Genomic DNA, 20,078 nt, shown 5'->3' on the forward strand with positions numbered 1-20,078 from the left:
TCATGACGACCGTCGCGGTCCCCACGGACCGCCACTTCATCACCGCCTGGTCGGCCGTCTCGCCGTACGGCCTGGAGAGCGCCGACTACGCACGGGGCATCGCAGCGGACACCGGCGACGGCAGCCGCGCCGTCCCCGTCCCCGACGGGCACGCCGGCGAACAGGCCTGCCTCGTCCCCGGCTTCGAGGTGCGCGAGGTGCTCGGCCGGGCCGGCACCCGCACCATGGACCGCGCCACCGGCCTCGCCGTCACCGCCGTACGGGAACTCTTCGACGAGGCGTCCCGGCAGCAGCGGCCGGTGCCGGTCGGCACGGGCACCGCCCTCGTCCTCGCCACCACCCTCGGCAGCGCGCAGAGCCAGCACGACTTCGCGCACGCCTCCTTCACCGGCGAGAAGCCCTACGACGTACCGGCCCAGTTCATGCCGAACGTCCTGATGAACTGCCCCGCGGCCGCCAGCGCCATCCGCTTCGGACTCAAGGGCCCCAACACCACCCTCGCCGGCGGCCGTCCCTCCGGGCTGCTCGCCCTCGGCTACGCCCGCCGCCTCCTCGCGGCCGGCCGCGCCGAACGGGTCCTGGTCGGCGCCGTCGAGGAGTACTCGCCGACCCGCTCCTGGATCGAGCACCACACCCGCGGCGCCGACGAGACGCCCGGACCGCTCGGCGAGGGCTGCGCCCTGCTGCTGGTCGAGCCGGGCAACGGCATACCGGCCGGCCGCACCGCACTGGCCGAACTCCTCGCCGTCGACGCCCGCGTCGACGTCGACGACCAGCTCGCCAGCACGGCCGAGGCATCGGTCCGCGACGCCCTCGCGGCCGCCGGCGTCGACGCCTCACAGGTGTGGGCGGCCGTGGGCGGCGGCCTCACGGGAAGGGTGGGCCACGTGGAGACCGCCCTGCTCAGGAGGGTGTTCGGCGCCGAGGCGACCGGCCGGGTACGGGTCCACGAGCGCATCGGCGACACCGCCGCCGCCTCCGCCCCCTTCCAGCTCGCCGCCCTCCTGGCCGCCGCCCGCCGCGACCCCGCCGCCCACGGCCGGCCGGCCGTGATCACCTCGGTCGACCGGGACGGCTCCGTCGCCGGCGCGGTGGTGCGGCTGCTCGGGGAGGCGCCGTGAGCGCCGCGCACGAGGCCCCGGGGGCGTCCCCGGGCGCAGACGGGGCGAGCGGCGCCCGCCGGGCCGCCGGGAGCGTTGCCGGGACCGCCGCGGGGAGCGGCGCCGGGAGCGGTGCCGGCTCCGCCGGGGTCGCGCTCATCAGCGGCGGCTCGCGCGGCATCGGACGGGCCACCGCGCTGCGGCTCGCCGCGGACGGGTACGACGTCAGCTTCGCCTACCGGTCCGACGAGGACGCGGCGAACCGGCTCGGGAAGGAACTGGCCGAACGGGGCGTGCGCAGCCTCGCGCAACGCCTGGACGTGGCCGACGCGCGGGCCGTACGGGACTGGGTCGCCCGCACCGAGAGCGAACTCGGTCCCGTCGCCGTCGCCGTCGCCTCCGCCGGCATCACCCGCGACCGGCCGCTGCTGCTGATGTCCGACGAGGACTGGCAGGACGTCATCGACACCAACCTCGACGGCACCGCCCACGTCTGCCGCGCCGCCCTCTTCCCGATGGTCAAGCGCAGGGCCGGCTCGATCATCACCCTGTCCAGCGTGTCCGGGGCCGGCAACCCCGGGCAGGGCAACTATTCCGCCTCCAAGGCCGGGATCATCGGCCTGACCTGCGCCCTCGCCAAGGAAGCCGCCCGGTTCGGGATCCGGGTCAACGCCGTCGCCCCCGGCATGATCGAGACCGACATGACCGCGGGGGCCTTCACCGAGGAACAGCGCGCCCGCACCCTCGCCGCCGTCCCCCTCGGCCGCTTCGGCACCGCCGAGGAGGTGGCCGAGTCGATCGCCTTCCTCGTCTCCGACAAGGCCGCGTACATCACAGGCGCGGTGCTCCGGATCGACGGCGGGATCGTCGTGTGACCGCCCGCACCACCGACCTCACCCACCCACCCCACCACGGGAGTAGACCTGCCATGACCGCGCCCGTCGACCTCACGCCCAAGGCCACCGCCAACCACACCCCGCTCGTCGACACCCGCCTGCTGCCCCGGGACGACACGGGCACCCGCGCCACCCACCGCGTCTACGAGCACCTCATCGGCATGTGGGCGCCCGGCGTCATCGAGGCCGCCCAGGACCTGGGCGTCTTCGCCACCCTGACCGCCGGCCCGGCCACCGCCGCCGGCCTCGCCGAGACCCTCGGCACCGACCTGCGCGCCACCCGGGTCCTGCTGGACGGCCTGCACGCCTACGACATCGTCCAGCGCGAGCGCGGCGGCGACGGCCAGGCCGTCTACACCCTGCCCGCCGCCCTGCACGACGTCTTCGCGCCCGACGGGATCTACAGCCTCGCCGGGAAGATCACCCACGACCGCAACGTCGCCTGGAACGCCTGGCGGCACCTCGCCGAGAACGTCCGCAGCGGGGCCCGCGGCGCGCACGGCGGCCAGCAGGTCAACCAGATATCCGAGGAGGACTACACCTCCCTCGCCCGCGGCATCAACTTCTGGGCGCCGCCGGTCGCCTCCGTCCTCGCCGACGCGCTGCGCGAGCGGGGCTGGGGCGACGACACCGACGCCCTGCTGCTGGACGTCGGCTGCGGCACCGGCATCTACAGCCACCTCCTGCTGCAGGCGTTCCCGCGGCTGACCGCGCGCGGCCTGGACGCGCCGCGGATCACCGCGATCGCCTCCCAGCAGGCCGAGCGGCTCGGCGTCCACGACCGGTTCGAGCCGCTGACCGCCGACTTCTGGAACGACGACTGGGGCAACGGCACCGACCTGGCGCTGTTCGTCAACATCTTCCACCTCCAGACGCCGGAGTCCGCGCACGAGCTGCTGCTGAAGACGGCGAAGGGGCTCACCGAGGACGGGCTCATCGCCGTCGTCGACCACATCGTCGACGAGGAGGCCGGCGGCGACAACGTCCAGAACCGCTTCTTCCGGCTCTTCGCCGCGTCGATGCTGGCCACCGGGGGCGGGGACGCCTACACCGTCCAGGACTACGACCAGTGGCTCGCCGACGCCGGGCTGCGGCGGGTCGCGCTGCTGGACACGCCCATGCACCGGGTGCTGCTGGCCGGCCACGCGTAGCCCCTGCCGGGGGTGGGGCGGGGGGTGGGGTGTCGGGGCGGGGGGCGCCCCCCCCCCCCCCCCCCCCCCCGCGCCCCGCCCCCCCCCCCCCCCCCCCCCCCCCCCCCCCGCCCCCCCCCGGCGGCCCCCCCCCCGCCCCCGGGGGGGGCGGCCCGCCCCCGCGCCCCCCCGGCGGGGGGGGGGGGGGGGGGGGGGGTGTCGGCCCCCCCACCCACCCGCCCGACCCGGTGGGCCGAAGAGCCCCGCCACGGGGCTCCGCCCCGGACCCCGGCGGGGACCGCGTCCCCTCCCCCACTCCCTCACCCCCCACGTCACGCCACCCCCCTGCTCCACCTCCGCACCCACTCCACCCCACCCCACCACCCCCCACGTCACGCCACCCCACCCATCCGGAAGGGAGCACACGATGACGCGCCATCTCTTCACCTCCGAGTCTGTGACGGAGGGTCATCCGGACAAGATCGCCGACCGGATCAGCGATGCCGTCCTGGACGCGCACCTCGCGCAGGATCCGTATGCGCGGGTCGCCGTGGAGACGCTGATCACGACGGGGCAGGTGCACCTCGCGGGGGAGGTCTCCTCCACCGCCTGCTTCGACGTCGCCGACGTGGTGCGCCGGCAGATCCTGGACATCGGGTACGACCACTCCGTCAAGGGGTTCGACGGCGCCACCTGCGGGATCTCCGTCTCGCTGGGGCAGCAGTCACCGGACATCGCGCGCGGTGTGGACGCCGACGGGGCCCAGGGCGATCCGCTGGACGCCCAGGGCGCCGGCGACCAGGGGCTGATGTTCGGGTACGCCTGCCGGGACACCCCCGAGCTGATGCCGCTGCCGGCCCACCTCGCGCACCGGCTGGCCCAGCGGCTGACCGCCGTGCGCAAGGACGGCACCGTGCCCTACCTGCGCCCGGACGGCAAGACGCAGGTCACCGTCGAGTACCGGGGCAGCCGTCCGGTCCGGCTGGACACGGTCGTCGTGTCCTCCCAGCACGCCGGCGACGTCGACCTGGAGACGTTCCTCGCCCCGGACATCCGCACGCACGTCGTCGAGCCCGAGCTGGCCGCGCTGCGCGAACGCGGGATCGAGCTGGAGACCGACGACTTCCGCGTCCTGGTCAACCCGACCGGGCGGTTCGAGATCGGCGGTCCGACCGGTGACGCCGGCCTGACCGGGCGGAAGATCATCGTGGACACCTACGGCGGCATGGCCCGGCACGGCGGCGGCGCGTTCTCCGGCAAGGACCCCTCGAAGGTGGACCGTTCCGCCGCGTACGCGATGCGCTGGGTCGCGAAGAACGTCGTCGCCTCCGGTCTCGCCGACCGCTGCGAGCTCCAGGTCGCCTACGCCATCGGCAAGGCCGAGCCGGTCGGCCTGTTCGTGGAGACCTTCGGCACCGCCAGGGTCGCCGTGGACCGCATCAAGGACGCCGTCGGCGAGGTGTTCGACCTGCGCCCGGCGGCCATCATCCGCGACCTCGACCTGCTGCGCCCGGTCTACGCGCAGACCTCGGCCTACGGCCACTTCGGGCGCGAGCTGCCCGACTTCACCTGGGAGCGCACCGACCGGGCCGACAAGCTCCGCGCGGCCGCGGGCCTGGGCTGAGCGGGAGGGAGCGGTGATGTCCACGGATCCGCCCGCACTGCCGTTGCCCGCGGGACTTCCCGCGCCCCGCTTCGAGGTCGTCTCCGGCGAGCCCGACATGACCGAGCTCGCCGCCCTCACCCTCGTCCTGTACGCGTTCACGCAGGCCCGTCCCGAGTCGGCGGAGGCCACCCGTTCGGTGGCGGAATGGTGGCGCCGCCGTCCGGGCGAGTACCGGACGGCGGGCTCCTGGAGGGACACCGGATGACCCGGCGCGTCCCCGTGCGGCGGCGGGCCGTGGGCGGGTCAGGGCATCAGGCCGTAGGCCGCGCCCAGGGCCACCACGACCGCCGCCGCCAGCGTGTGACCGGTGAACGCCATCCGGCCGGCCACCGGCCACCAGCGGCGCCGCCAGGCGACCACGGTGCACACGGCGAGCAGGGCGGTGGCGGCCGCCGCGGCGGCGACCAGCTGCGGGATCAGCGTCAGCAGGGGCGAGTCGCCGACCAGCACCGTCCGGTTGAGGGCGTTGCCGTCGCCGGTGAGCCGGACGAAGCACACGGTCGCCGCGGCCAGCAGCGCCCCGGTGACCCAGGCCAGCGCCCAGGCGACCCGGCCGCCGGGCGCCTTCGCCCTGCGGCGCCGCGCGTACGCCACCAGCGGCAGGAGCAGGACGGCCGCGCCGAGCACCGCGAGGCCGCCGAGCAGTGCCTGCTGGTGCAGGGCGGGGGACTGGTACCAGGGCAGCTTCTGGAACACCTGGGTCGGGTCGGAGGCCAGGGCCAGCCGGCCGTCCCGGAAGGCGATCCGGTCCTGGCCGCCGCGCTCCTGGAACACGCCCGGCGCGACCGGCACCCAGTGCTGCTCGCCGACCCGCGGGTCCCGGGCCAGCCCGGTCGTGGTCAGCGCGCCGTCCGCGCCGGCGGTGACGTGCACGGAGGAGGTGAGCGCCGCCACCCGCGTCAGGTCGGAGGTGCTGGTGCGGGTGGTCCGGTAGTAGCCGGAGTACGACGAGGCGGCCGGGGCGGCGCCGCGGGCCTGCGCGGTGAGCCGGGCGGAACCGGCGGTCGCGGCCGTGCCCGGGCGGTCGGCGCGGTGGGACGCGCCGTCGGCGCCGGTGCCCGGGGCGGCCGCGGCGGTCCTGCCGGCCAGCCGGTCCGCCACCCGGTTCACCAGCTCCTGGCCGGCGTAGGAGGCGCTGCCGTCCTCGCCGTCGCCGTTGTAGACGACGTACACGCCGACTCCGAAGGCCGGCAGCAGCGCCAGGTTGCCGTGGAAGCCGGGCAGGTCGCCGTCCTTGACCCACATCCGCCGGCCGTCCCGCTCGCGCTCCTCCAGCAGGTAGCCGACGCCGGGCAGGCGCGGGTCGTTGCCGAACTGGCGGTGCAGCATGGCCCGGGCGGAGGCGCCGGTCAGGACGCGGCCGCCGTCGTTGAGCAGGGCGTGCATCAGACGGCCCATGTCGGCGGCGGTGGTGACGGCGCCGGCGCCGGTGGGCGTCCAGGCGCCGTACTGGCCGTCCTCGGCGCGCTGCCGGCCCCCGTCGGGACGGTAGCCGCGGGCCAGGGTGTCCGCGGTGCGCGCGTCGGGGCGGGCGAAGGTGGTGCGGGTCATGCCGAGCGGCTCGAGGACGTTGCGGTCGACGTAGGCGGCGAAGGGTGTCCCGGTCACCTGCTCGACCAGGTAACCGGCCAGCGCCACACCGTAGTTGTCGTAGCTCGCGACCTGGCCCGGCGGCCGGACCCGGGACGGCTGGTGCTCGGCGAGGCTCTCGCCGAGGGCGCCCGCCGCCTCGGGCGCGGTGCCGCCCCGGCCGAGGATGCTGGTGTCGAACCCGGCCGTGTGCGTCAGGAGGTGACGTACCGTCACCGGGTGGCCCGGGTACTCGTCCTTGATCTTGAAGGTGGTCAGGTACCGGTTGACGTCGGCGTTCAGGTCCAGCCGGCCCTTCTCCACCTGCTGGAGCACGGCGACGGCGGTGAACAGCTTGGCGTCGGAGGCCATGAAGTAGCCGGTGCGCCGCGGGTCGCTGCGCACCCCGCGCTCGACGTCCGCCAGCCCGTAGCCCTTGGTCAGCGTCCGCCCGTCGCGGTGGACGACGACCACGGAGGCGCCCGGGACGCGGTACTCGGCCAGCTGCTTCGGCACCAGCTCGTCCAGGAGTGCGGACAGGGCGCCCTGTCCGGCGGACGCCGTACGCCCCGCCGCACGGCCCGTCGTGCGCCCGTCCGCGGCGGCCGGGGTCACCACGCACAGGACGGCGGCCACCACGGCCGCCACCAGGATGAGGATTCGCTCTCGGCTCGTCATGCCTCCGATTCCACCCGCCGCGGGCGCCGCGTCCCAGGGCCCTTTGTGGTGTCCGAGGGGTACCTGGCTACACCCCCCGAGAGGGGACAATGGTCCCGTGATCGACGGTACCCGGAGCACCACCATGTAACACGAACGGCGGCAACGGGCCGCCAGATCCCAGGAGTTGTGGCATGAGCATCGCCAAGAGCGCGCGTTCCGTCGGCGCCGGACTTCCGCTGGCCGGCCTCGCGATGGTGGAGGTCCTCTTCTTCTCGCTGCTGGTGACCGCGATCTCCCTCCTGGGGGCGGGCATCGGCCTCTTCCTGATCCCGGCGGCCGCCGTCGCCGCCCGGGGCACCGTGAACCTCACCCGCCGGCTGGCCGGCGCCCGCCTGGACGGCGGCATCCCCGAGCCGTACCTGCCCGAACCGCCGCGCGAGGGCGGCCTCAAGGGCTGGTGGACCCGCAACCAGTGGATCCTCACCGACCCGGCGACCTGGCGGGACCTGGCGTGGATGCTGGTCAGCCCGACCGTCGGCCTCGTCCTCGTCCTGCTGCCGCTCGCCCTGGTCGCCTTCGGCGTCTTCGGCCTGCTGATGCCGCTGCTGTGGGAGGACATCACCAGCAACGGCGGCAACAACTGGTACTGGTTCGTCAAGGTGACGGACAGCGGGAGCGCGCTGTTCGCCCTCGGGCTGGGCGTCCCCACCCTCCTGCTCGGTCTCCTCACCGCCCCCGCCGTCCTGCGCGCCCACGCCCAGCTCGCCCACACCCTGCTCGCCCCCACCGAGACCTCCCGCAAGGTCCTCCACCTCACCCGCACCCGCTCCGAGGTCGTCAGCAGCTCCGCCGCCGAACTGCGCCGCATCGAGCGCGACCTGCACGACGGCGCCCAGGCCCGCCTCGTCGCCCTCGGCATGAACCTCGGGGTCGCCGAGCAGCTCCTCGCCAAGGACCCGGAGGCGGTCCGCGCGATCCTCGCCGACACCCGCAAGGCCTCCGCCACCGCCCTGAACGAGCTGCGCGACCTGATCCGCGGCATCCACCCGCCGGTCCTCGCCGACCGCGGTCTCGCCGACGCCGTCCGCGCCCTCGCCATGGACAGCCCCCTCGACGTCACCGTCACCGCCGAACTGCCCGGTCGCGCCGACGCCCCCGTCGAGTCCGCCGTCTACTTCGCCGTCTCCGAGCTCCTGACCAACGCGGCCAAGCACGCCGCCCCCACCCACGTCGCCGTCGACCTCTGGTACGCCGACGGCCGGATCCGCGCCCAGGTCAGCGACGACGGCCACGGCGGGGCCGACGCCTCCCGCGGCACCGGACTGCGCGGCATCGAGCGCCGCCTCGCCGCCTTCGACGGTGTGCTGGCGGTCCACAGTCCGGTGGGCGGACCCACCACCCTCACCCTGGAGATCCCTTGCGCGTTGTCCTAGCCGAAGACCTCTTCCTCCTGCGCGACGGCCTGGTGCGGCTGCTGGAGGCGTACGACTTCGAGATCGTGGCCGCCGTCGACAACGGCCCCAGCCTGTTACGGGCCCTGGTCGACGAGCGGCCCGACGTCGCGGTCGTCGACGTGCGCCTCCCGCCCACCTTCACCGACGAGGGCCTGCAGGCCGCCCTGCAGGCCCGCAGGCAGGTCCCGGGCCTGCCGGTGCTCGTCCTCTCCCAGTACGTCGAGCAGCTCTACGCGCGTGAGCTGCTCGCCGACGGCAGCGGGGGCATCGGCTACCTCCTCAAGGACCGCGTCTTCGACCCCGACCAGTTCGTGGAGTCCGTCCGCCGGGTCGCCGCCGGCGGCACCGCGATGGACCCCGACGTCGTCGCCAAGCTGTTCGCCAAGGACAGCAACGGCCCCACCGGCTCCCTCGCCCGGCTCACCCCGCGCGAGCGGGAGGTGCTGGCGCTGATGGCGGAGGGCCGCTCCAACGCCTCGATCGCCCAGTCCCTGGTGATCACCGAGCGGTCCGTCATCAAACACACCTCGAACATCTTCGCCAAACTCGACCTGCCGGTCTCCGACGACGCCAACCGGCGGGTCCTGGCGGTCCTGGCGTTCCTCAAATGACCCGCGACCGCCCGTGCCCGTGACCGCAGGCGAGGAGCCGCCCCGCCCGACACCGGCGCGACCCCCTCCCCCCGCGCCGGGCACCGGCGGCCCGCCGACCGGAGGCCGGGCCCTCGCCCACCGCCTCAGACCGGGGCGGACGTCCCGCCGGGCGGTCTGCGCAGGGCCAGTCCCGTCGGCAGCGTCGTCGCCGTCACCGCGATCAGCGCGCACGCTCCCGTCACCCACCCGAGCGCCGGCCACGGCACGACCACCGTCACCGGTGCGGACAGCAGTCCCAGCGCGCCCGCCATGCCGGCCAGGTCGACGACCGTCACCGCCAGCCCCAGTGCCGCCCCCACCGCGACCACGGTCAGCGCCTCCGCGACGGCCCACCGCAGGACCTGCCCGCCGGTCGCCCCGGCCAGCCGCAGCGCCGCCACGTCCCGGCGCCGCTCGGCGGCGCCCATGACGAGGGTGTTGGCGAGGGAGATGCCGGTGCAGAGGAGCGCCAGGCCCAGGACGAGGAGCATGCCGAGCCGGGTCGTGCCGTCGGTCCCGGGGCGGCTCGCGGCCGCCCACTCCGCTCCGGACCGCACCCGCACCCCGCCGACCGCCCGCAGCCCCGCCGCGACCCCCGCCGGGTCGGCCCCCGCGCGCACCCGCACGTCGACCCGGTCGACGTCCGCCCCGCCCGCGTTCGCGGCGGTGACGTACGCCCCGTTGTCGCCCGTACCGGTGGCCAGGACGGCGGCGATCCGCAGCGTCCTCGCCGTCCCGTCGCCGAGCCACACCCGCACCCGGTGCCCCACCCGGTGCTCGGCCCACTCCTCGTTCACCACGATCGACCCGTCGTCCAGGTCCGCCGTCCGCCCCGCCACCACCGGCAGCCGTACGACCCCGTCGAGCGCCCGCGGATCCACCGCCCGCGCCGGCGAACGCACCAGCGCCACCCCGTCCTCCAGGGCGTACACGGCGGTCGCGGCGGACGGGAACACCACCGCGCCGGGCACCCGCCGCAGCTCCTCCAGCGCCCCCTCGCCGACGTCCGTCACCACGAAGTCCGCCGCCGTCCGCCGCCGTGCCTCCGCCGCCCCGGCCTCGTCCAGCGTGGCCGTCGCGCCCGGCAGGGAGCCCGCGAGCGCCACCGTCACCAGCACGGGTGCCGCGACGGCCGCGGTGCGCCGCACCCCGGCGACGGCGTGCGCCCGCACCAGCAGACCGGTCGTACCGGGCCACCGGGGCACCAACGGCCGTACGAGGACGGGCGCGAGGAGCGCCGTCGCCGTGACGAGCAGCATCGGCCGGCTGACGTACGTCTTGCGGTGCAGCAGGTCGCCCGGATCGGCGGCCAGCGCGTACGCCAGGGTCGCCGCGGCCGTGAGCAGCAGCGCGGCCCCGCACACCAGCCGCCCCCACGGCAGCGCCCGCCCGTCCGCCGCCGCCTCGCGCAGCGCCCGCGCCGGCGCGGTCCGCCCGGCCCGCCAGGACGCGACGGCCGCGCCCGCGAGGGCCACCGACAGGCCCGTCCAGAAGGCGAGGTGGTACGGCCAGGTGTGCCCGCCGATCGCGTACCAGCCCGGCGCGAGACCGCCCTCGACCACCGCCTCGCCGAGCCGCGGCGCCCCGGCCGCCGCCAGCGCGCAGCCCGCCGCCGAGGCGAGGACGCCGACCAGCAGCGCCTCCAGCAGGACCGTCCGCCGCACCTGTCCCGGCGTGGCGCCCGCGAGGCGCAGCAGCCCGAACTCCCGGCGCCGCCGCTCCACCGAGAACGCGAACGTGGACGACACGACGAACACCGACACGAACGCCGTCACCCCGCCCGCCGTCCCGAACAGCGCGTTGAGCGCGGTCAGCGCCTCCCCGTCCCGTCCGGGGTCCGCGTCCGCCAGCCGCCGTTCGTCCCCGGTGAGCACCCGCGCCCCCGAGCCGGCCACGACGGCCCGCACGGCGGCCGGATCCGCCTCCACCACCAACTGGACCGACTCGGCGGACAGTTCGGCGGCCCGCGCGTCGGTGTGGAACACCGCGTCCTCGAAACCGAGCCCGCGCACCGTCCCCACGACCAGGTCGCCGTTGCCCAGCCGCTCGCCCACGGCCGCCCGGTCCCCGGTGACGACCGCCTCGCCGTCCGCCCGGGGCGCCCGCCCCGCGCTCAGCTCGTACGGGGCGAACCGCGCCGTCGACCACGGATGCCCGACCAGCCCGCCGGGCCCGCCCGCCCCCCGCACCGGGTAGGACCGGTCCTCGGTGACCGGTCCGAGCGCCCGCAACGCGGTCACGACGTCCGCCGGAACGGCACGCGGCTGCGCCAGCTCCGCCGTGCGCGCCCCGGCCGGGGTCTCCACCCGCAGGGCGTCCTGCCCCCGCACCACCACCGGCGCCGCCGCGAACCGCTCCGGCGCCCGCACGGGCGCCTGGAACGAGGCCGCCAGCGCCTGCCCCATCACGGCCAGCAGCCCCACCCCCAGCGCGAGGGCGACGAAACTCCCGGCGAACGCGGCCCACCGGGCCCGCAGCGTCCGGATCGCGACCCTCAGCACGGCGCGACCTCCCCCCGCCCGGCCCCCGGCCGCGCGCCGGCCGGCCGCCGGGCCGACGGGGGCCCCTCCTCCGGCGCGACCGTCCGGCCGTCCTCCGGCGCGGCCGACGGGCGGCCGTCCTCCAGCGCGGCCATCCGCGCCGCGACCGTCCCCGCGTCCGCTCCGGCGAGTTCGCCGTGCACCCGGCCGTCGACCAGGAACACCACCCGGTCCGCGTACGACGCGGCCACCGGATCGTGGGTCACCATCACCACCGTCCGGCCGTCCCGGTCGACCGTGCCGCGCAGCAGCGTGAGGACCTCGCGGCCCGTCGTGGAGTCCAGCGCGCCGGTCGGCTCGTCGCCGAACAGCACCTCGGGCCGGGTGACCAGCGCCCGGGCCAGCGCGACCCGCTGCTGCTGCCCGCCGGACAGCTCGCCCGGCCGGTGCCGGGCCCGCTCCGCGAGCCCGACCTGCCGCAGCGCCTCCCGCACCCGTGCCTTCGCCGGACGCCGGCCCGCCAGCCGCAGCGGCAGCGCCACGTTCTGCTCGGCGGTCAGCGCGGGCAGCAGGTTGAACGCCTGGAACACGAACCCGATCCGCTCCCGCCGCAGCAGCGTCAGCCGCCGCTCGCTCAGCCCGGTCAGCTCCGTCCCGCCGATCCGCACCGACCCCGCGTCGGGCCGGTCCAGCCCCGCCGCGCACTGGAGCAGCGTCGACTTGCCCGACCCCGACGGCCCCATGACGGCGGTGAACGAGCCGCGGGGCAGGGCCAGGGAGACGTCGTCGAGCGCGGTCACCCGCGCGCCCTTCGTTCCGTACTCCCGCCGGACGGCGGTCAGTCGGACGGCGTGTTCGGTCATCTCGGCCTGCGCTTCCCCTGGTTCGGTGTCGGTGGCACCACGAAACCGCGCGGGGCGGGCCCCGGTCGCTGGGGCAGGGACGAGACCCGGGGTAGGGCCAGGCATACCCCCGCACCTCCCGCCGAACGGATGGCCCGCCCCCGGGCACGCCTCCTACGGTGATCCGCATGCATCCACGAACCGTGTGGCAGGCCCTCTCCCGCCCGGGCTACCTGCTGTCGCCGTGGCCCTGGCGCGCGGCCGCCTACCTGCTGACGGGGGCGGCGACGGGAGCCGTGGTCCTGGCCGGCCTGGCCGCGGCGGCCGTCGTGGGCGGCGTCCTCGCCGTCGCCCTGGTCGGGCTGCCGCTGCTCGCCGCCCTCGCCTTCGCCGGACTGCCCGTGGCGGCCCTGGAGCGCCGCCGCCTGCGGATCGTGGACGCGGACGAGGCGCCCGACCCGCACGCCGAGCCGGCCGCTCCCGGCCTGCGCGCCTGGCTCACCACCCGCCTGCGCGAACGCGCCACCTGGCGCGACCTCGGCCACACCCTCCTCATGGCGGTCCTGCTCTGGCCCGCCGAGGCCCTCCTGGCGGCCGTGGCCCTGGCCTCCCCGCTCTCGATGGCCGCGACCCCGGTCCTGCTGGCGACGGTCGGCGGGGGCCGCGAGACGAAGGTGCTGAAGGTGTGGACGGTCACCGACCGGCCCACCGCCTGCGCCACGGCCGCCGCGGGCGTCCTGCTGCTGGCCGCCGGCGCCTACGCCCTCGGCGCCGCGGCCGCCGCCCGGGCCGCCCTCACCCGCCGGCTGCTCGCCCCGCGCGACGGCGGCCCGGCCGCCCGCGTCGCCGAACTCACCCGCTCCCGCGCCCGCCTCGTCGACGCCTTCGAGGCCGAACGCCGCCGCATCGAGCGCGACCTGCACGACGGCGCCCAGCAACGCCTCGTCGCCCTCACCGTGACCCTCGGCCTGGCCCGCCTCGACGCCCCGCCCGGCGGACCCCTCGCCGAACAGCTCGCCAAGGCCCAGGAGCAGGCGGGCGCCGCCCTCGCCGAACTGCGCGAGCTGATCCACGGCATCCACCCGAAGGTCCTCGCCGACCACGGCCTCGAAGCCGCCGTCGCCGACGCCGCCGACCGCTCGCCCGTCCCCGTCGACCTGGACCTGGAACTCCCCGGCCGCCTGCCCCCGCCCGTCGAGACCGCCGCCTACTTCGTGGTCTGCGAGGCGCTCGCCAACGTGGCCCGGCACAGCGGCGCACGCCGCGCCCGGGTGCGCGGGGAACACCGGGACGGCCGGCTCGTGCTGGAGCTGGCGGACGACGGCCGCGGCGGCGCCGACGCCGGCCGCGGCACCGGTCTCACCGGACTCGCCGACCGGGTGTCGGTCCTGGCGGGAAAACTGTCGCTGACCAGCCCGCCGGGCGGGCCGACCCTGCTACGAGTGGAGATTCCTTGCGAGCCGACGGAAACGGCCTGCGCGTCGACGCCCTGCGCGTAGTCCTCGCCGAGGACAGCGTCCTGCTGCGCGACGGGCTGACCACCCTGCTCACCCGCTTCGGCCACGAGGTGGCCGCGGCCGTGGGCGACGCCCCCGCGCTGCTCGCGGCCGTCGCCGAGCACACCCCCGACATCGTGGTCACCGACGTCCGCATGCCGCCCGCCTTCCAGGACGAGGGCCTGCACGCGGCGGTCCGCCTGCGCGCCGAGCGGCCCGGCCTGCCCGTCCTCGTCCTCAGCCAGTACGTCCAGCGGTCCTACGCCGCCGAACTCCTCGACTCCGGCGACGGCACCGGCGTCGGCTACCTCCTCAAGGACCGCGTCGGCCAGGTCGAGGAGTTCGTCGACGCCCTGCACGAGGTCGCGGCCGGCGGCACGGTCGTCGACCCGGAGGTCGTACGGCAGTTGCTGCGCCGCCGCCGCGACCCGCTGGCCCGCCTCACCCCCCGGGAACGGGAGGTGCTGGCGCTGGTCGCGGAGGGCAGGTCCAACGGCGCGATCGCCCGGGCCCTGGTGGTGTCGGAGGCGGCCGTCGGCAAGCACATCGGCGGCATCCTCACCAAACTGGACCTGCCCCCCGCCGACGACACCCACCGCCGCGTGCTCGCGGTCCTCGCCTACCTCAGGAGCTGAGCGGCTTGGCGTAGCACAGGCTCGACTCGTAGGTGCGGTAGTAGCCGAACTTCGTGCACGGCTCGTACCCGCTGGACGTGTACAGCGCGATGGCCTCCGGCTGCTCGGTGCCGGTCTCCAGCACCATCCGGAGGCGTCCCGCCGCCCGCGCGTCCTCCTCCAGCGCGGCGAGCATCCGCCGGGCCAGCCCCCGCCCGCGCATCTCCCTGACCACGAACATCCGCTTGAGCTCGGCGTCCCCGTCCTCGTTCCCCTCGCCGTTCTCGTCCTGGCTGCGCCAGCCGCCGGTGGCCACGGGCCGGTCCAGCTCGTCGTAGGCGATGAGATAAACGCCACGCGGCGGATCGAAGTCGGCCGGCTCCAGCACCGTGGCGTCACCGCCGTCGCCGTAGCGCTCGTGGTACTCGGCCTGGACCTCGTCGTTCAGCTTGACGGCGTCGGGGTGGTCGAAGGAAACGCGACGTATGATCATGTGGCTCAAGGTATATCCATACAACAGTCGTGACGAAGGTGAAAACCGGACCGGGTCCAGTGTGCCGGTATCGTGCCGGGGTGCTGACCGTGACCTCGGACAACGTGTCCTTCCGACCGGGTCACCTGTGAGGTCGAGGAGAGTGTTTTGCTGACGGTGACCTCCGTGAACGTGAATGGGCTGCGCGCCGCCGCGAAGAAGGGCTTCGTGGAGTGGCTCGCCGGGACCTCCGCCGACGTGCTGTGCCTCCAGGAGGTGCGCGCCGAGCCGCGGCAACTGCCCGAGGAGGTCCGCGCCCCGGAGGGCTGGCACGTCACGCACGCCCCCGCCGCCGCCAAGGGCCGCGCCGGCGTCTCCCTCTACACCCGCCGCGAACCGGACGCCGTCCGCGTCGGCTTCGGCTCCTCCGAGTTCGACACCGCCGGCCGCTACGTCGAGGCCGACCTGCCCGGCGTCACGGTCGCCTCCCTCTACCTGCCCTCCGGCGAGGTCGGCACCGAGCGCCAGGACGAGAAGGTCCGCTTCATGGGCGAGTTCCTCGCCCACCTCGGGGCCCTGCGCGAGCGCGCCGCCGCCGACGGCCGCGAGGTCCTCGTCTGCGGCGACTGGAACATCGCCCACCAGCAGGCCGACCTGAAGAACTGGCGCGCCAACCAGAAGTCCTCCGGCTTCCTCCCGGAGGAGCGCGACTGGCTGACCCGGGTCCTCACCCCGGAGGCCGGCGGCTACGTGGACGTCGTCCGCGTCCTGCACCCGGAGACGACGGGCCCGTACACGTGGTGGTCGTACCGGGGGCGGGCCTTCGACAACGACGCGGGATGGAGGATCGACCTCCACGTCTCCACCCCCGGCCTCGCCGCCAAGGCCGTCAAGGGCTTCGTGGAACGGGCCGCCACCCACGCCGAGCGCTGGTCCGACCACGCGCCCGTGACCGTGGTCTACGACCTCTGACCGGACCGTCCGCCGCCCTCGCGCAGCCGCCGGTCCAGCGCCAGTGAGAGCTCCGCCTCCACCACGCTCCTCGCCAGCGGCCGCAGGCGGGGCAGGGCCTGTTCGCCGGCGTGGCGCAGGACCAGGGTGGTGAAGAGTTCGGCGAGGACGTCGGCGTGTTCGCGGACGCGGGCGCCGGCCGCCAGGACGTCCGCGAGGGGGATGCCCTCGCGGACCAGGGCCGCGGAGACGTCCAGCAGGCGGCGGCTGATGTGGACGATCTCGTCGCCGTCGGTGCCCAGGTAGCCGAGGTCCAGGGCGGCGGCGAGGTTCTCGGGGGTGACCTGGCCCTCGAAGCGGGCGGCGAGCTCCTCGGGGGTGAGGTGGACCGGTTCCTCCTCGGTCGGTCCGCCCACGCCGATCAGGTCGGCCACGTCGCGGCCCTGGTCCAGCGCGTCCGCCAGCTCGGCGATGCCGGTGAGGGTGTGGCCGCGCTCCAGGAGCGCCGCGATCGTGCGCAGGCGGGCCAGGTGGTGGTCGTCGTACCAGGCGATGCGGCCCTCCCGGCGCGGTGGCGCGAGCAGTTTGCGCTCGCGGTAGAAGCGCAGGGTGCGCACTGTGATGCCGGCCTCCCTGGCCAGCTCCTCCGTCCGGTACTCGCGCTTGTCCACCACGGCGGAAGCCTATGTCGTACTCGGGGTAACTTCCCTCTTCCGGACCCTACCGCTCGGTACGGAGCTGTTCTACAGTCCAACCTTGCCAGTGTTCACTGGCAAGGTCGTGGCGTCGTACGACGGGAGGTGTCGGCATGACCGAACACGTGCGGGTGGCGGTGATCGGGTCCGGGTTCGGCGGGCTGGGAGCCGCCGTGCGGCTGCGCCGGGAGGGGATCACGGACTTCGTCGTCCTGGAGCGGGCCGGCGGCGTCGGCGGCACCTGGCGGGACAACACCTATCCGGGGTGTGCCTGCGACGTGCCCTCCCACCTCTACTCCTTCTCCTTCGCGCCGAACCCCGACTGGCCGCGCACCTTCTCCGGGCAGGAGCACATCCGCGCCTACCTCGAGCACGTCGCGGACGCCTTCGGCCTGCGCCCCCACCTCCGCTTCGACTCCGAGGTCAAGCGGATGACGTGGAACGGGGAGGAGCTGCGGTGGGACATCGAGACCGCGAGCGGCGAGCTGTCCGCCGACGTCGTCGTCTCCGCCACCGGGCCGCTGTCCGACCCGAAGATCCCGGACATCCCCGGCCTGGACACCTTCCCCGGCAAGGTGTTCCACTCGGCCCGCTGGGACCACGACCACGACCTGACCGGTGAGCGCGTCGCCATGGTCGGCACGGGCGCCTCCGCCGTCCAGATCGTGCCCGCGATCCAGCCGAAGGCCGGTCACCTGACCCTCTTCCAGCGCACCCCGCCGTGGGTGATGCCCCGCGTCGACCGGGCCATCAGCCGCGCCGAACGCCGGCTGCACCAGCTGCTGCCGTTCACCGCCAAGGCCCGTCGCGGGCTCCTGTGGGGCATCCGCGAACTGCAGGTGCAGGCCTTCACCAAGCACCCGAACGAACTCGGCTTCGTCGAGCAGCTCGCCCGCCGCAACATGACCCGCGCCGTCAAGGACCCGGCCCTGCGCGCCAAGCTCACCCCGGACTACCGCATCGGCTGCAAGCGGATCCTGCTGTCGAGCGAGTACTACCCGGCCCTGGCCCGGCCCAACGTGGACGTGGTGGCGAGCGGGCTGCGCGAGATCCGCGGGAACACGCTCGTCGCCGCCGACGGCAGCGAGGCCGAGGTCGACACGATCGTGTTCGGCACCGGGTTCCACGTCACCGACATGCCGATCGCCGACCGGGTCGTCGGCGCCGACGGACGGACCCTCGCGGAGTCCTGGGAGAACGGCATGGAGGCCCTGCGCGGCGCCAGCGCGGCCGGCTTCCCCAACTGGATGACGATCATCGGCCCCAACACCGGCCTCGGGAACTCCTCGATGATCCTCATGATCGAGTCCCAGCTGAACTACATGGCCGACTACCTGCGCCAGCTGGACGTCCTCGGGGGCCGTGCCGCCCTCGCCGCCCGTCCCAGCGCCGTGCACGCCTGGACCCGCCGCGTCCAGGAGCGCATGAAGCGCACGGTGTGGAACACCGGTGGCTGCACCAGCTGGTACCTCGACGCGAGCGGCCGCAACACCACCATCTGGCCGGGCACGACGAGCGAGTTCCGCCGGGAGACCCGGCGCGTGGACCTCGCCGAGTACGAGGTCCTGCGCCCACCCGCGCCGAAGCGCCCCGCAACGCCGGCCACGAGCGAGGCGACCGCGTGAGCGCCCCCGTCCGCACCCTCACCGCCGTCTCCGCCGACGGCACCCCCCTGCACGTCGAGGTGCACGGCCCCGACGGCGCCCCGGCCGTCGTCCTCGCCCACGGCTGGACCTGCTCGACCGCCTTCTGGGCGGAGCAGATCCGCGCCCTGTCCGCCGACCACCGGGTCATCGCCTACGACCAGCGCGGCCACGGACGCACCCCGGCGAGCCCCGCGTGCAGCACCGACGCCCTCGCCGACGACCTCGAGGCCGTCCTCCTCGCGACCCTCGCGCCCGGCGAGAAGGCGACGGTGGCCGGGCACTCCATGGGCGGGATGACGATCATGGCGGCGGCCGGCCGCCCCGCCTTCCGCGCGCACGCGGCGGCCGTCCTGCTGTGCAGCACGGGCAGTTCGCGGCTGGTCGCCGAGTCGACCGTGCTGCCCCTGCGCCCCGGCCGGCTGCGGACCTGGCTGACGGGCCGGGTCCTCGGGTCGCGGGCGCCGCTCGGCCCGGTCACCCCGGTCGCCCTGCGGATCCTCAAGTACGCCACCATGGGCGCCGGTTCGGCGCCGCACATGGTCGAGACGTGCGCCCGGATCGTGCACGCCTGCCCGCGCCGGGTGCGCCACGCCTGGTCGCACGTGCTGAGCCTGCTCGACCTCGACCACGCCGTACGGGAGTTGCGGGTGCCGACGGCGGTGATCGTGGGCACGGCCGACCGGCTGACCCCGCCGGTGCACGCCCGCCGGCTCGCCGAGGCGCTCCCGGACTGCGTCGGCCTGACCGAACTGGCCGGCCTCGGCCACATGACCCCGGTCGAGGCGCCGGACCTGGTGACCGGGAAGATCCGGGAACTCACCACCATGCACGCACCGAAGCTCAAGGAGGGCGCATGAGCAGGGTCGGTCTCGAAGGACAGGTCGTCGTCGTCACGGGCGCCGCCCGCGGTGTCGGCGAACTCCTCGCCCGCAAGCTGTCCGCGCGCGGCGCGCGGATCGCGCTGGTCGGCCTGGAGCCGGACGCCCTCAAGCAGGTCGCGGAACGGCTGCACGGCGACAGCGCCCACTGGTACGCCGACGTCACCGACCAGGAGGCGATGACCCGGGTCGCCCAGGAGGTGAAGGAGCGCTTCGGCAAGGTGGACGTCGTGGTCGCCAACGCGGGCGTGGCCACCGGCGGTCCCTTCGCCGACTCCGACCCGCAGGCCTGGCGCCGGGTCATCGAGGTCAACCTCATCGGCTCGGCCGTCACCGCCCGTGCCTTCCTGCCGCTGCTGACGGCGAGCCGCGGGTACCTGTTCCAGATCGCCTCGCTCGCCGCGATCACCCCGGCGCCGATGATGACGGCGTACTGCGCGTCCAAGTCGGGGGTGGAGGCGTACGCGCACAGCCTGCGCGCCGAGGTCGGCCACAAGGGCGTGCGGGTGGGCGTCGGTTACCTGTCCTGGACGGACACCGACATGGTGCGCGGAGCCGACCAGGAGGACGTGATGCGGGAGTTGCGGCAGCGGCTGCCGTGGCCGTCCAACAAGACGTACCCGCTGGGCCCGGCCGTCGACCGGCTCGTCGCCGGCATCGAGCGGCGGTCCGCCCATGTGTACGGGCAGTGGTGGCTGCGCGGGATGCAGAGCGTGCGCGGATACCTGCCGGGGATCATCGGGACGATCGGGCAGCGGGAGATGAGGCGGTTCGAGCCCCGGCTGCGGGGAATGCGCACGGGACTCGTCGGCGCAGGTGGGGCGGCCGACGAGGAAGCCCGCGCTACGCAGCGTAGTTGATCGAAATGCGTGCTTCGTCCCCCCGTGTGAATCTGGT

Annotated in this window: 18 protein-coding genes; 13 read left to right on the plus strand and 5 right to left on the minus strand. The window is 75.3% G+C overall.

Going from position 1 to position 20,078, the window contains the following annotated elements; translation table 11 throughout:
* Window positions 1-2: 2 nt before the first annotated feature.
* The 5 genes from ACH4F6_RS13210 to ACH4F6_RS13230 all read left to right on the plus strand — a co-directional run bounded on the left by ACH4F6_RS13210 (window position 3) and on the right by ACH4F6_RS13230 (window position 4,997).
* The gene (locus tag ACH4F6_RS13210) at window positions 3-1,121 is read left to right on the plus strand and encodes a beta-ketoacyl synthase N-terminal-like domain-containing protein (RefSeq protein ID WP_397960196.1); all 1,119 of its coding nucleotides are present in this window, start codon (window positions 3-5) and stop codon (window positions 1,119-1,121) included.
* Between the two features lie 137 nt (window positions 1,122-1,258).
* Window positions 1,259-1,975 carry a 3-oxoacyl-ACP reductase FabG gene (gene fabG, locus ACH4F6_RS13215; protein WP_397960348.1) on the plus strand — a complete coding sequence of 239 codons (717 nt, stop codon included), beginning with the start codon at window positions 1,259-1,261 and terminating at the stop codon, window positions 1,973-1,975.
* A gap of 53 nt (window positions 1,976-2,028) precedes the next feature.
* Window positions 2,029-3,147, plus strand: coding sequence for a class I SAM-dependent methyltransferase (locus ACH4F6_RS13220; RefSeq protein ID WP_397960197.1), 1,119 nt, complete (start codon window positions 2,029-2,031; stop codon window positions 3,145-3,147).
* Window positions 3,148-3,553: 406 nt separating this feature from the next.
* Window positions 3,554-4,750, plus strand: a complete 1,197-nt coding sequence (metK, locus tag ACH4F6_RS13225) for a methionine adenosyltransferase (RefSeq protein WP_397960198.1) — start codon at window positions 3,554-3,556, stop codon at window positions 4,748-4,750.
* 16 nt (window positions 4,751-4,766) lie between these two features.
* A complete protein-coding gene (locus tag ACH4F6_RS13230) occupies window positions 4,767-4,997 on the plus strand; it encodes an acyl-CoA carboxylase subunit epsilon (RefSeq protein ID WP_397960199.1) in 231 nt (76 codons plus the stop codon).
* A 38-nt stretch (window positions 4,998-5,035) separates the two neighbouring features.
* On the opposite strand, the gene ACH4F6_RS13235 is transcribed toward ACH4F6_RS13230, so the two are convergent.
* Window positions 5,036-7,039, minus strand: a complete 2,004-nt coding sequence (locus ACH4F6_RS13235) for a serine hydrolase domain-containing protein (RefSeq protein ID WP_397960200.1) — start codon at window positions 7,037-7,039, stop codon at window positions 5,036-5,038.
* A gap of 173 nt (window positions 7,040-7,212) precedes the next feature.
* Between ACH4F6_RS13235 and ACH4F6_RS13240 the strand changes: the two genes are divergently transcribed.
* Both ACH4F6_RS13240 and ACH4F6_RS13245 read left to right on the plus strand, forming a co-directional pair.
* Entirely contained in the window at window positions 7,213-8,454 is a 1,242-nt protein-coding gene (locus ACH4F6_RS13240; protein ID WP_397960201.1) for a sensor histidine kinase, read from the plus strand.
* Entirely contained in the window at window positions 8,439-9,086 is a 648-nt protein-coding gene (locus ACH4F6_RS13245; protein WP_397960202.1) for a LuxR C-terminal-related transcriptional regulator, read from the plus strand. Before ACH4F6_RS13240 ends, ACH4F6_RS13245 begins: the two co-directional genes overlap by 16 nt.
* A gap of 125 nt (window positions 9,087-9,211) precedes the next feature.
* On the opposite strand, the gene ACH4F6_RS13250 is transcribed toward ACH4F6_RS13245, so the two are convergent.
* Entirely contained in the window at window positions 9,212-11,608 is a 2,397-nt protein-coding gene (locus ACH4F6_RS13250; protein WP_397960203.1) for an FtsX-like permease family protein, read from the minus strand.
* Entirely contained in the window at window positions 11,602-12,450 is an 849-nt protein-coding gene (locus ACH4F6_RS13255; protein ID WP_397960204.1) for an ABC transporter ATP-binding protein, read from the minus strand. The genes ACH4F6_RS13250 and ACH4F6_RS13255 overlap by 7 nt, the downstream gene beginning before the upstream one ends.
* A 167-nt stretch (window positions 12,451-12,617) precedes the next feature.
* On the opposite strand from ACH4F6_RS13255, the gene ACH4F6_RS13260 reads away from it, so the two are divergent.
* Together ACH4F6_RS13260 and ACH4F6_RS13265 are read left to right on the plus strand one after the other, a co-directional pair.
* Window positions 12,618-13,928 (plus strand): sensor domain-containing protein, encoded by a 1,311-nt coding sequence (locus ACH4F6_RS13260; protein WP_397960205.1) that lies wholly within the window; start codon window positions 12,618-12,620, stop codon window positions 13,926-13,928.
* Complete coding sequence (locus tag ACH4F6_RS13265) at window positions 13,883-14,560, plus strand: response regulator (protein WP_397960206.1); 678 nt, start codon at window positions 13,883-13,885, stop codon at window positions 14,558-14,560. Before ACH4F6_RS13260 ends, ACH4F6_RS13265 begins: the two co-directional genes overlap by 46 nt.
* Here the strand turns inward: ACH4F6_RS13265 and ACH4F6_RS13270 are convergent.
* Window positions 14,550-15,032, minus strand: a complete 483-nt coding sequence (locus tag ACH4F6_RS13270; protein ID WP_397960207.1) for a GNAT family N-acetyltransferase — start codon at window positions 15,030-15,032, stop codon at window positions 14,550-14,552. The two genes, ACH4F6_RS13265 and ACH4F6_RS13270, sit on opposite strands and share 11 nt — an antisense overlap.
* 147 nt (window positions 15,033-15,179) lie before the next feature.
* On the opposite strand from ACH4F6_RS13270, the gene ACH4F6_RS13275 reads away from it, so the two are divergent.
* The gene (locus ACH4F6_RS13275; protein ID WP_397960208.1) at window positions 15,180-15,983 is read left to right on the plus strand and encodes an exodeoxyribonuclease III; all 804 of its coding nucleotides are present in this window, start codon (window positions 15,180-15,182) and stop codon (window positions 15,981-15,983) included.
* Here the strand turns inward: ACH4F6_RS13275 and ACH4F6_RS13280 are convergent.
* Complete coding sequence (locus tag ACH4F6_RS13280) at window positions 15,971-16,636, minus strand: MerR family transcriptional regulator (protein ID WP_397960209.1); 666 nt, start codon at window positions 16,634-16,636, stop codon at window positions 15,971-15,973. The genes ACH4F6_RS13275 and ACH4F6_RS13280 overlap by 13 nt on opposite strands.
* Before the next feature lie 134 nt (window positions 16,637-16,770).
* Between ACH4F6_RS13280 and ACH4F6_RS13285 the strand changes: the two genes are divergently transcribed.
* Genes ACH4F6_RS13285 through ACH4F6_RS13295 form a run of 3 tightly spaced genes read left to right on the plus strand, consistent with a single transcriptional unit; the run spans window position 16,771 to window position 20,041 of the window.
* Complete coding sequence (locus ACH4F6_RS13285; RefSeq protein ID WP_397960210.1) at window positions 16,771-18,282, plus strand: flavin-containing monooxygenase; 1,512 nt, start codon at window positions 16,771-16,773, stop codon at window positions 18,280-18,282.
* Entirely contained in the window at window positions 18,279-19,160 is an 882-nt protein-coding gene (locus tag ACH4F6_RS13290; protein WP_397960211.1) for an alpha/beta fold hydrolase, read from the plus strand. The genes ACH4F6_RS13285 and ACH4F6_RS13290 overlap by 4 nt, the downstream gene beginning before the upstream one ends.
* Window positions 19,157-20,041, plus strand: coding sequence for an SDR family oxidoreductase (locus tag ACH4F6_RS13295; protein ID WP_397960212.1), 885 nt, complete (start codon window positions 19,157-19,159; stop codon window positions 20,039-20,041). Before ACH4F6_RS13290 ends, ACH4F6_RS13295 begins: the two co-directional genes overlap by 4 nt.
* Window positions 20,042-20,078: the final 37 nt, after the last annotated feature.

It is taken from the genome of Streptomyces sp. NPDC017936 (genome assembly GCF_044328485.1).
GTDB lineage: Bacteria > Actinomycetota > Actinomycetes > Streptomycetales > Streptomycetaceae > Streptomyces.

Bases quoted from the DNA above. Each gene is read 5' to 3' on its own strand.
- ACH4F6_RS13210 (WP_397960196.1), top strand. From the start codon at position 3: ATGACGACCGTCGCGGTCCCCACGGACCGCCACTTCATCACCGCCTGG.
- ACH4F6_RS13255 (WP_397960204.1), bottom strand. From the start codon at position 12,450: ATGACCGAACACGCCGTCCGACTGACCGCCGTCCGGCGGGAGTACGGA.
- ACH4F6_RS13285 (WP_397960210.1), top strand. From the start codon at position 16,771: ATGACCGAACACGTGCGGGTGGCGGTGATCGGGTCCGGGTTCGGCGGG.
- ACH4F6_RS13260 (WP_397960205.1), top strand. From the start codon at position 12,618: ATGCATCCACGAACCGTGTGGCAGGCCCTCTCCCGCCCGGGCTACCTG.
- ACH4F6_RS13240 (WP_397960201.1), top strand. From the start codon at position 7,213: ATGAGCATCGCCAAGAGCGCGCGTTCCGTCGGCGCCGGACTTCCGCTG.
- ACH4F6_RS13235 (WP_397960200.1), bottom strand. From the start codon at position 7,039: ATGACGAGCCGAGAGCGAATCCTCATCCTGGTGGCGGCCGTGGTGGCC.
- ACH4F6_RS13270 (WP_397960207.1), bottom strand. From the start codon at position 15,032: ATGATCATACGTCGCGTTTCCTTCGACCACCCCGACGCCGTCAAGCTG.
- ACH4F6_RS13230 (WP_397960199.1), top strand. From the start codon at position 4,767: ATGTCCACGGATCCGCCCGCACTGCCGTTGCCCGCGGGACTTCCCGCG.
- ACH4F6_RS13220 (WP_397960197.1), top strand. From the start codon at position 2,029: ATGACCGCGCCCGTCGACCTCACGCCCAAGGCCACCGCCAACCACACC.
- metK (WP_397960198.1), top strand. From the start codon at position 3,554: ATGACGCGCCATCTCTTCACCTCCGAGTCTGTGACGGAGGGTCATCCG.
- ACH4F6_RS13295 (WP_397960212.1), top strand. From the start codon at position 19,157: ATGAGCAGGGTCGGTCTCGAAGGACAGGTCGTCGTCGTCACGGGCGCC.